Here is a 557-nt window from a genome sequence, read left to right as displayed (position 1 = left end):
AAACGAAAATTCTTAGTTTCTCGTTCTGTATTATTTAAATTAATTTCATAATTAAACTGTGCTAGACTGAACAATGCCAACTCTTCATTATTTAAAACATGATTATTTGTTACTAATAATGTCGGAGAAACTAAAAAACCAGTACCATGTCCAAGAATTCTTCCTATCTTATCTCTAATCTCTATTCTGCAAATAGGTTTTGCTGCTTCCAATCCTGCTTCAAGATAGGAGATGGGAAATATATCACTTTTTCCAATTAAACGTTCTAGAGCTAAACCATCGCGGGGATTAATTATTTTCTTTCGTAACTCTACCCTCTCCGGTTTACTAATTTCTAAAATATTTTTATTCTCCAAAATACTAAGTGTATGCTCACGTTCACTGGAACGTTCAATATACCGCTCTTGTGCGAATCTGTTTTGGAGCTCTTTAATATTTTTATCTAACTTAATATTTTCACCAAATGATTCATTCATTTCTCCAGTTTGAATTAAACTAATTTTTTCAGGAATAGATTCTGGATTTGGTGGATAAAACTTTTTTATAAATTGCTTATC

At 30.7% G+C, this 557-nt stretch carries 1 protein-coding gene; it reads right to left on the bottom strand.

The window, feature by feature from the left end; translation table 11 throughout:
* Positions 1-557, bottom strand: a 557-nt coding sequence (locus AC5O77_RS22370) for a hypothetical protein (RefSeq protein WP_494507244.1), incomplete at both ends; no start/stop codon positions are given.

Source organism: Stenotrophomonas sp. INTA L402-1 (genome assembly GCF_059295135.1).
The sequence above is the reverse complement of the archived record's forward strand: the minus strand, read 5'-3'. Positions and strand labels throughout refer to the sequence as shown.